At 72.8% G+C, this 8,782-nt stretch carries 9 protein-coding genes and 1 pseudogene; 3 read left to right on the plus strand and 7 right to left on the minus strand.

Annotated elements, in window-relative coordinates; translation table 11 throughout:
* Both DJ81_RS19120 and DJ81_RS06225 read left to right on the plus strand, forming a co-directional pair.
* The coding region (locus tag DJ81_RS19120; protein ID WP_094588995.1) for a hypothetical protein at nt 1–766 on the plus strand (766 nt) is incomplete at its 5' end.
* An 84-nt stretch (nt 767–850) separates the two neighbouring features.
* Nucleotides 851–2,311, plus strand: a complete 1,461-nt coding sequence (locus DJ81_RS06225; protein WP_094588997.1) for a hypothetical protein — start codon at nt 851–853, stop codon at nt 2,309–2,311.
* 85 nt (nt 2,312–2,396) lie between these two features.
* On the opposite strand, the gene DJ81_RS06230 is transcribed toward DJ81_RS06225, so the two are convergent.
* The 7 genes from DJ81_RS06230 to DJ81_RS06255 all read right to left on the minus strand — a co-directional run bounded on the left by DJ81_RS06230 (nt 2,397) and on the right by DJ81_RS06255 (nt 7,869).
* Nucleotides 2,397–3,545, minus strand: coding sequence for a mechanosensitive ion channel family protein (locus tag DJ81_RS06230; RefSeq protein WP_094557687.1), 1,149 nt, complete (start codon nt 3,543–3,545; stop codon nt 2,397–2,399).
* A 50-nt stretch (nt 3,546–3,595) separates the two neighbouring features.
* Nucleotides 3,596–4,873, minus strand: coding sequence for a histidinol dehydrogenase (hisD, locus tag DJ81_RS06235; RefSeq protein ID WP_094588999.1), 1,278 nt, complete (start codon nt 4,871–4,873; stop codon nt 3,596–3,598).
* A gap of 82 nt (nt 4,874–4,955) precedes the next feature.
* Nucleotides 4,956–5,165 (minus strand): hypothetical protein, encoded by a 210-nt coding sequence (locus DJ81_RS06240; protein ID WP_094521851.1) that lies wholly within the window; start codon nt 5,163–5,165, stop codon nt 4,956–4,958.
* A gap of 20 nt (nt 5,166–5,185) precedes the next feature.
* Nucleotides 5,186–6,151: a phytoene/squalene synthase family protein gene (locus tag DJ81_RS06245; protein WP_094589001.1), complete on the minus strand. Its 966-nt coding sequence runs from the start codon at nt 6,149–6,151 to the stop codon at nt 5,186–5,188.
* A 195-nt stretch (nt 6,152–6,346) separates the two neighbouring features.
* A complete protein-coding gene (locus DJ81_RS19985) occupies nt 6,347–6,436 on the minus strand; it encodes an HVO_2523 family zinc finger protein (RefSeq protein WP_394338177.1) in 90 nt (29 codons plus the stop codon).
* A 176-nt stretch (nt 6,437–6,612) separates the two neighbouring features.
* On the minus strand, nt 6,613–7,185 hold the full coding sequence (locus tag DJ81_RS06250) for a hypothetical protein (RefSeq protein ID WP_094521853.1): 573 nt from the start codon (nt 7,183–7,185) through the stop codon (nt 6,613–6,615).
* Between the two features lie 105 nt (nt 7,186–7,290).
* On the minus strand, nt 7,291–7,869 hold the full coding sequence (locus DJ81_RS06255; protein ID WP_094521854.1) for a cysteine hydrolase family protein: 579 nt from the start codon (nt 7,867–7,869) through the stop codon (nt 7,291–7,293).
* A 108-nt stretch (nt 7,870–7,977) separates the two neighbouring features.
* Here DJ81_RS06255 and DJ81_RS06260 point away from each other — a divergent pair.
* Nucleotides 7,978–8,763, plus strand: a pseudogene (locus tag DJ81_RS06260) (Hvo_1808 family surface protein); the annotation flags it as partial.
* Nucleotides 8,764–8,782: the final 19 nt, after the last annotated feature.

Here is an 8,782-nt window from a genome sequence, read left to right on the forward strand (position 1 = left end):
CGTCGCCGTCGCCGCCGCGGCGGTGTCGATCGCGAGCCTCCCGGCCGCCGCCGTCGTCTCGGCCGCCGGTCTCGCGCTCGTCTGGCTCCGCGGGTACGTCGTCCCGGGGACGCCGCGCTTCGCGCCGCTGCTCGTCGCCCCGATCCCCGGCAGCGAGGCGCTGTTCCACGGCGCGGACGCCGCCACCGACGGCGGCCGCGCGCCGGCGGCCGGGAGCGGCTCGCTCGACCCGGACGACGTCGACGGCGAGGCGCTCCTCGACCGACTCCTCGCGGCGGGCGTCCTCGGAGTGGACGGCGACGCCGTCGCGCCGACCGACGAGTACCGCGACCGCTGGAACGCCGAGATGGCGCGGCTCCGCATCCGCGAGACGGAGGCGATCGCCGACGTCGCCCGGGAGATATCCCCGGCGACCGAGTCCCGAGTCGTCCGCGGCGACGGCGACGCCGACGGCGACGAGTGGGTCGCGCTCTCCGCCGCCGGCGCGAACACGGTCGACGAGACGTGGCTCCGCCGGCCGGTGGCCATCGCCGAGATCGCGGGCTACCGCGCCGCCGAGCCCTTCCTCTCGGACGAGTCGTTCCGGCTCGCGGCGGCGCGGACGAACCGGATGTTCCTCGACGCCTGTCCCGACTGCGAGGGCGACCTGAAACGCGGGGTCGACCTCCCCTGTTGCGGCGGCTACACCGGCCCCGACGAGGAGCCCGCCGAAACGCTCGCCTGCCCGGACTGCGGGGTCCGACTCTTCACCTTCCCGCGGGAGTAGCGGTCTCGGTCGGCGCGGGAGACCCGCTCTCGACCGGTCCCGGTCCGCGGTACGTTTGTATAGGTAGCATCCGTCATCCCTCCCATGAGCCTCCCGTCGGAGGCGGCGTTCGCCCGCCGATGGCGAGCCCTCTCGCCGGCGGCGCGCCGCGAGTTCGTCGCCGCGCTGTGGGCGGCGCGGGGCTGGGAGACGACCCGCGAGGCGGCCGAGTCGAGCGTCGTCGTCGCCCGTCGCGACGGCCGCGTTCGACGGATCGCGGTCGGGACGCCCGTTCCGGACGACGCCGACGCGGTCGTCGGGGACGGAGCGCGGCGCCTCCTCGCCGCGTCCCCCCGGCGCCGAGCCGACGCGGTCGGGGCGGCGTACGTCTCGCCGGCCGACCTCCGCGAGCGGCTGTGCTACGGGATCGACCGCGACGCGGCGGACCGGCTGTTCCGCCGGCGCTTCGGCGTCGACCTCGCGGCCGCCGGCGCGGCCGCCGCCGCGGGTCCCGGCGGCGTCCGACGCCGCGCGTCGCGACTCCGGCGGTCGGTCTCGGACGAGAGGCGGACCGCGCTCGCCGTCGTCGCCGTCGCCGCCCTGGTGGCGGCCGCCGCGGTCCTCGCCGCGGGCGGGCCCTCGGCGTTCGGCGGGGTCACCGGGCTCGGTCCCGGCGTGGGGGAGCCGGCTCCCCCGTCGCCGCCGGCAGGCGGGGAGTACGCGGCCGCCGCGGACGCCATCGGCACCGCGGAGTCCGCGGAGCGCGGCGCGGCGACGCTCGACGACGCGGCGTCCCTCGGGCTCTACGAGGACGCGCTCACGGGCACGGTGGGGTCGACGGCGCGGACGCCCCCCGGCGTCTTCCTCACCGGCGTCTACGACGCGGACGCGCTCGCCGACGCCCACGTCGCCGCCGCGTCGACCCTCTCGTCGGCGTCCGTCCTCCTCGTCGCGTCCGGGCCCGCGAACGCGACGGACCTCGACGCGTCGACCGGGGGCCGCGTGGGGATCGCCGGCGACGGCGGCGTCGAACTGGCGGTCGCCTCCGAGCGCCGGTACCGGATCGCCGCCTCGGCGAACGCGTCGGTCCCGAACGCGCCGGTCCCGAACGCGAGCCGCGACGGGGTCGTCGAGGTGTTCGCCGACGGCGACGCCGTCTACGAGCGGGCCGCGGGGTCCGGGGGCGTAGAGACCCGTCGCGTCCCGCCCGCGGCGGCGCCGAACGCGACGGCGCTCGCCGGCGAGGTCGCCGCGGAGCCGATCCGGCGGTTCCTGAACGGGAGCGAGTCGACGGTCCGCCCGGCGGCCACGGAGATCCCGCTGTACCGGGTCGAGGTGCGCGGCGAGCCCCGCGCGCTCGGCGAGGAAGTCAGCGACTTCCGGGCGGTCGCGTTCGTCAGCGCCGACGGCCTCGTCCTCGAGCTGTCGGCGACGTACGTCCACGAGCCCACCGGCGAGCGCGTCCGGGTCGCGTTCCGGTACGACCGTCTCGGCGACACCGCCGCGGTCCCACCGGCGTGGTATCCCGAGGCCTCCCCGGACGGCGACGCCGGGGCGTCGACCTGACGGTCGCCCGCCCCGCCGTCGGGGTCCCTCGCTGCACGTAGTCGCCGTCGCCCTCAATCGTCGCCGGCTTCAGTCGCCGCCGGCTTCAGTCGCCGTCGCCCGCTCGGCGCTCGGCGGGTTCCGCCGCGGCGGCGGACGGGGGACCCGACCGCTCGGCGCCCGCGCTCTCGGGGATCGGGTCGCCGGTCCGCGTGACCGTCACGTCGCGTTTCGGGTACGGGATCTCGATGTCGGCCGCGGCCAGCGCCTTGTACAGCGCGCGGTTGAGCTCGTGCTGTGCGCGTCGGCGCCGCGTCGGCCCGTTGACCCAACAGAGGATCTCGTACTGCAGCGCCGAGTCGCCGAACGAGCGCAGCCGGGCCCGCGGCTTCGGCGAGTCGAGGACCAGCGGCTCCGCCTGCACGACCTCGAGCGCGAGCGCCTCGAACGCGTCGACGTCGGTCCCGTAGGCGACGCCGATCGGGACCCGAACGCGGCGCCGGCGCTGCGGCGCGGACTCGTTCGTCACCTTCGCGGCGTTGAGCGCCGCGTTCGGCACCGTCACCAGCACCTCGTCGCGGGTGAGCAGCGTCGTCGAGCGCACGCCGACCTTGATCACGGTCCCGGCGGTGCCGTCGTCGAGGACGATGTAGTCGCCGATCTTGTAGGTGTCGTCGAAGTAGAGCGCGATCCCGCCGAAGAAGTTCGCGACCGTGTCCTTCGCGGCGAAGCCGACCGCGATGCCGGCGACTCCCGCGGCGCCGAGCAGGGGCGTGATCTCGATGCCCCACAGCCACAGCAGCGTGCCGGCGCTCCCGACGAGCACCGCGAGCGTCCAGACGTTCGAGAACACGGGCGCGAAGTCGAACCGACCGCCCTCCTCGTTGACGGCGGCGACGAGCCGGTTCACGACGGTGTTCGCCGCGTGCGCCCACACGAGGACGATCACCGACAGCGACGGCCGACCGAAGACGCTATCGAGCAGCCGGGGGCTCACGAGCACCGAGGTCCGGACCGACGGCACCTGCGTGAGGAGGTACACCCCGACGAGCGCGGCGGTGACGACGAGCGGCGCGCGCAGCGAGGAGATGACGATGTCGTCGTACCCGGAGTCGGTGGCCGCGACGTACCGGCGGGCGACCCGCAGGACGGCGAACTCCATTCCCACGGCGGCGACGATCGAGACCACGAGGACCGCGACCGTCGCCTCGACCGCCGTGAGCCCCTCGAACAACGTCAGCGGCGACGGAATCATACCGTCCGGAGGCGAGTGCGCGAGATAACCGTTTCTGCGGAGTCGGTCTTCTACTCGAACCGCTTCCGGACGCTCTCCGCGTGCGCCTCCAACCCCTCGGCCTCCGCGAGCGTCGTGACCGTCTCCGAGAGGTCGGCGAGCGCGTCGCGGTCGAGCCGCTGGACCGTCGACGACCGGAGGAAGGTGTCGACGGAGAGCCCGCCGTAGCGCTTCGCGCCGCCGTTCGTCGGCAGCACGTGGTTCGTCCCGGCCGCGTAGTCGCCGGCGGCGACGGGCGAGTACGCCCCGAGGAAGACGGAGCCGGCGTTCGTGATCCGATCTAAGAGGGCCTCGTCGTCGTCGGCGACGATCGAGAGGTGCTCGGCCGCGTACTCCTCGGCGAACAGCACGGCCTCGGGCATCGACCGGGCGCAGAGGACGCCGGAGGCGTCGTTGTCGAGGGCGGCCCGGATCGTCTCTTCACGCTCGCGGTCCGCGGCCTGCTCGTCGACCGCCTCGGCGACGGCGGCGGCGAGGTCGGCGTCGGCGGTGACGGCGACCACGGAGGCGTTCGGGTCGTGCTCGGCCTGCGCGACGAGGTCGGCCGCGACGAGGTCGGGGTCGGCCGTCTCGTCCGCGAGCACGAGCACCTCGCTCGGCCCCGCGAGGAAGTCGATCTCGACGTCGCCCTGCACGACCGCCTTCGCGGCGGTGACCCACTTGTTGCCCGGGCCGACCACCTTCTGCGCGCTCGTCACCGTCTCCGTCCCGTACGCGAGCGCGGCGATCGCCTGCGCGCCGCCGACCTGGTACACCGCGTCGGCGCCGGCCTCGTGGACCGCCGCGAGTGTGACCGGATTCAGGTCCTCGGCCGGCGGGGTCGCGACCGCGACGTGGTCGACGCCCGCGACCGTCGCCGGGATGACCCCCATCAGCGCGCTGGAGGGGTACGCGGCCGCGCCGCCGGGCACGTACACCCCCGCGCGGTCGATCGGCCGGAACCGGCGGCCCAGCTCTCGGCCGCCGAACTCGTCGCGCCAGTCTTCGGGGCGCTGTCGCTCGTGGAACTCGCGGACGTTGGCGGCGGCTTCTCGGACCGCGTCGAGGACCGGATCGTTCGCGTCGTCGAGCTCGGCGTGCGCGCGCTGGGCGTCGTCGGTGACGTCGATGTTGCCGACGGTGACGCCGTCGAACTCCTCGGCGAACTCCCGCAGCGCGACGTCGCCCTCCTCGCGCACTCTGCCGACGATCTCCGCCACGTCGTCGCGGACCGCGTCGACGCCGGCGTCGCGCTCGAAGAAGGCGCGCCGTTCGGCGGGCGAGAGGTCGGCGACGGTTCGTACGTCCATGCGCTCACTCCGGGCCGCGGTCAAAAGGGCGTTCCGACTCGGCGCACCCCGGGCGCGAGGGCGGTCGACGCGTCTCCCCGTCTCACTCCAACCGTCTGACCCCGGTCACGTCGAGCGTCGCGAGCGCGACGAGGACCGCCAGCAGCCCCGCCGCGGCGAAGAGGATCGGCGCGGACAGCGCCACGGCCAGCTCGTAGGGCGCGACGAGGCGAGTCGTGCCGCGGACGACGAACGAGAGGAAGACGAGCCCGAACGCGAGCAGGGCGAGCCCGACGAAGCGGGAGCGGTTCATTCGGCGCCTCCGGGCCCCGTTCAGTCCGACTGCGCGACGCCCGAGCCGTGCGGTCCGTGCTCGCGATGGTCGCGCGTGCCGTCGAAGCCGCGACACATCTCGTAGAACACCGCTTCCGGGTCCTTGTTCCACTGCCACTTCCAGCGCGTCCGGACGAGCAGCGAGATCTTGCGGGCGAAGGAGAGCTCCGGCGTCGTCGACACCGTGTCGTACCCCAGGTCCCGGATGAGCCGGTGGTGGTCCGCGTACAGCACCGCCGCGAGCAACACCGCCAGCTGACAGTCCTCGGGGAGGTACTTGATCCCCGCGACCCCCTCCTCGTAGAGCCGCTCGGTCCGGGCGAGCTCCTCGCGGACCGCGGCCGCGACGTCGGCGTCGAACTCCAGCTCGAGGATCTGCTCCTCGCTCACGTCGTGTCGCCGGAGGGTCTCTAGGGGGAGGTACACCCGGCCGCGCTCGACGACGTCCTCGCGGACGTCGCGGATGAAGTTCGTCATCTGGAACGCCTCGCCGAGCTTGGTGGCGTGCGGAAGCGCCGCCGCCTCGGTCTCCTCGTCGAGATCCATGATCGCCGTCATCATCCGCCCGACAGCGGCCGCGGAGCCGTCCATGTACGCCTCCAGCTCCTCGTACGTCTCGTAGCGGTCGGTGTCGATGTCGCTCTCCATCGCGTCGACGAACGAGCGGACGTCCTCGTCGGCGATCCCGTGTTCAGCCTTCACCTCGGCGAACGCCTCCAACACGGGGTCGTCGGTCGGCTCCTCGCCGAGAGCGGCCCGCCGGAGCCGGTCGAGCTCGGCGCGCTGTTCGGCCGGCGGCCCGGTGTCCTCGGCGTCGACGACCTCGTCGGCGATCCTGAAGAAACCGTACAGAACGTACGTTGCATGGCGGATCCGCTTCGGAAGCAGCCGGGTGGCGACGTGGAAGGTCTTGCCCGTGCGACGCTGGATCCGCTTGCTCCGGGCAACCTGTGTGTGCTCTACCATAGTGACCCCTGCCGGTCGGAGAGGAGGGTCAAGAGCGGGTCGCCGGTCATAAGGGAAAAATCGGCCTCCAAGAACATAACAGTTCGCACATCCATTGTTGTTTTCATGTCGACTATCCGTTAATTCCGTGTTTATTCGGGAGACGCGAAGGAGGTACGCCACCGGCGAAAACTCGGGCTCGGCGCCGCCTCGCGGTCAGTAGAACGTGTCGCTGCAGTCGTACACGACCCCGTGGGCCGGGCAGACGTACTTGCAGTGTCTGTGGTACATCGGGCTCTCGCAGATCGGGCACGGCCGACCGCCGGACCCGCCGGTCGGCCCGCCGCCCGTGTTCCCACCGCCGTCGCCCTCGCTCATGCGGTTCGGTACGGTCGCCGGAGGCATAACCGATCCCCTCCGCGCCGCGAGGCCGCCTCTCGCGGTCGCTCCGACCCACTGTAAGTATCGGTCTCCCTGACCAGTCAGGCCGACGCCAGCGAGTCGTACACCGACTGCGCGACGCGCTCCTCGCCGAACGGGAGCGTCAACACGCCGCCCCAGCCGTCCTCGGTGAGCGCGCTCACCGTCGGCTCGTCCAACTCGACCCGCCGGACCTCGGTCCCGTCGAGGGCCATCGACACGACGAACCGCTCCGGCTCGTCGACCGCGCCGGACGCGGCCAGTCGCTCCTGGAAGGCGTCGATCCCGTCGTCGCCGAGCGCGACGTACACGAGGTACTCGCCGTCGTCGTCGAAGACGCCCTCGACCTCGTCGAGGTCGCCGGCGCCGAACAGCCGCCGGTCGTCCTCGCCGTCCCGGAGGAGCCGCGCCTCGAACGGGGCCTCCGGATCGACGTCGACCGCGCCGGCCGGACCGCCGCTCTCGTCGCCTCCGGTCGAGCCGCCGCCGACCGGATCGTCGCCGATCGCTCCGTCGCCGGACGCGCCGTCGCCGCCCTCGCCGTCCGTCACCGCCGTCGCCCCGGCGAAGCCGACGGCACCGACCGCGCACGCGGCCCCCGCCCCGGCGAGCATTCCGCGTCGAGAGAGTTCCATACTCGACGGTCCCCGTCGGGGTTCAAAAGGGTTACACGCCGATTCACGCCGCTGATAACGGGTCCCGGTGGCGGCTTCGGCGGCTCACTATCAGCCCCCGCCGGCTCACGCGTCCGCGAACTCAACCTCCTCGCGCAGCGTCGTCTCGCCGAACAGCCAGTCCGCGTGGTCGACGGCGTACTCGCGGTGGTCCTCGGTGATGTAGCCGAGCGCGTCCTCGACGACGACGGGACGGTAATCACGCAGGCCTGCGCTGCCGGCCGTGTGAAGGACGCAGACGTTCGCGAGCGTTCCGCAGATCAGCAGGTCGTCGATCCCGTGCGCGTCGAGGTACCCCTCCAGCTCGGTCCGGTAAAAGGCGTCGTAGGTGTGCTTCTCGACGACGTGGTCGTCAGTGCGGACGTCGAGCCCCTCGACGAGCTCGGCGTCCCACGACCCCTCGACGACGTGTTCGCCCCAGCGGTCGAACTCGTCGTAGTAGTGCGTCTCGTCGAACTGCTCCGGCGGGTGGACGTCGCGGGTGTAGACGACGCTCGCGCCCGCCTCGCGCGCCTGCTCGACCAGCGCCGTCACCGGCCCGATCGCCGCCTCGCTCGGTTCGGCGTAAAGGCTCCCGTCCGGGTGACAGAAGCCGTTCTGCATGTCGACGACGATCACCGCGGTCTCGGTCGGATCGTACGGCATACGCGGCGATTGGGGTCCCGGTGTGAAAAATGCGAAGCCGGCCGTCGCGTCGCCGCCGGCGACCGACGGACCGGCAAACTACTTACCGGGTCGGTTGTAATCGCCACTATGCGACGGGTTCTCACCCTCTCGGTCGTCGCCGCGATCGCACTCCTCTCGCTCGGGGTCGGGGGAGTCGCCGCTGGCCCGGTCGCGGATAGCGTCGCTCCCAGTCAGACCGCGGATAGCGTCGCTTCCGGTCCGACGGACGTCGCCGCCGGCGACGTCCCCCGAAGCGCGACCGCCGCCGAGTGCGACGCGGGCGACGGGACGGAGGTCGTCGGCTGCTGGAACGGAACCCACTACGAGGCGGAGCTGTCGTTCAACCAGAGCGACGGCCTCAACGAGTCCGAGCTGGAGGCGCTGACGCACCTGACGATGGCGCGCGTCGAGCACATCCGCGAGCGACCGTTCCGGGAGGACGTGCCGGTCGAGACGGTTTCCCGGGAGGAGTTCATGAACGACTCGGCCGGCGGGAACAACAGCAGCGAGGCGTTCCGCCGCTGGAACGACCAGGTGTGGGAGGCGCTGTTCGTCGTCGGCGAGGAGGAGAACGCGAACGACGAGATCGACTCGGTGTTCGGCGGCGCCGTCTCCGGTTTCTACTCGCCGGCTCAGGACCGGATCGTCCTCGTCGTCGCCGAGGGCGAGGAGACGCGGATCGACCCCTCGACGCTGGCGCACGAGCTCGTCCACGGGATGCAAGACCAGTACCACGACCTCACGCGGCCCCGCTACGCCGGCGCCACGCAGGACGGCGACCTCGCGGTCGACGGCATCGTCGAGGGGGAGGCCGTCCACATCGAGGAGCGCTACGCCGCCCGCTGCGCGGCCAACTGGACCTGCATCGACGCGCGGGCGGCGTAGCGCTCCT

It is taken from the genome of Halorubrum sp. Hd13 (assembly GCF_002252755.1).
In the GTDB taxonomy this organism is placed as follows: domain Archaea; phylum Halobacteriota; class Halobacteria; order Halobacteriales; family Haloferacaceae; genus Halorubrum.

Bases quoted from the DNA above. Each gene is read 5' to 3' on its own strand.
- DJ81_RS06250 (WP_094521853.1), bottom strand. From the start codon at position 7,185: ATGGAACTCTCTCGACGCGGAATGCTCGCCGGGGCGGGGGCCGCGTGC.
- DJ81_RS06225 (WP_094588997.1), top strand. From the start codon at position 851: ATGAGCCTCCCGTCGGAGGCGGCGTTCGCCCGCCGATGGCGAGCCCTC.
- DJ81_RS06230 (WP_094557687.1), bottom strand. From the start codon at position 3,545: ATGATTCCGTCGCCGCTGACGTTGTTCGAGGGGCTCACGGCGGTCGAG.
- DJ81_RS06240 (WP_094521851.1), bottom strand. From the start codon at position 5,165: ATGAACCGCTCCCGCTTCGTCGGGCTCGCCCTGCTCGCGTTCGGGCTC.
- DJ81_RS06245 (WP_094589001.1), bottom strand. From the start codon at position 6,151: ATGGTAGAGCACACACAGGTTGCCCGGAGCAAGCGGATCCAGCGTCGC.
- DJ81_RS06255 (WP_094521854.1), bottom strand. From the start codon at position 7,869: ATGCCGTACGATCCGACCGAGACCGCGGTGATCGTCGTCGACATGCAG.
- hisD (WP_094588999.1), bottom strand. From the start codon at position 4,873: ATGGACGTACGAACCGTCGCCGACCTCTCGCCCGCCGAACGGCGCGCC.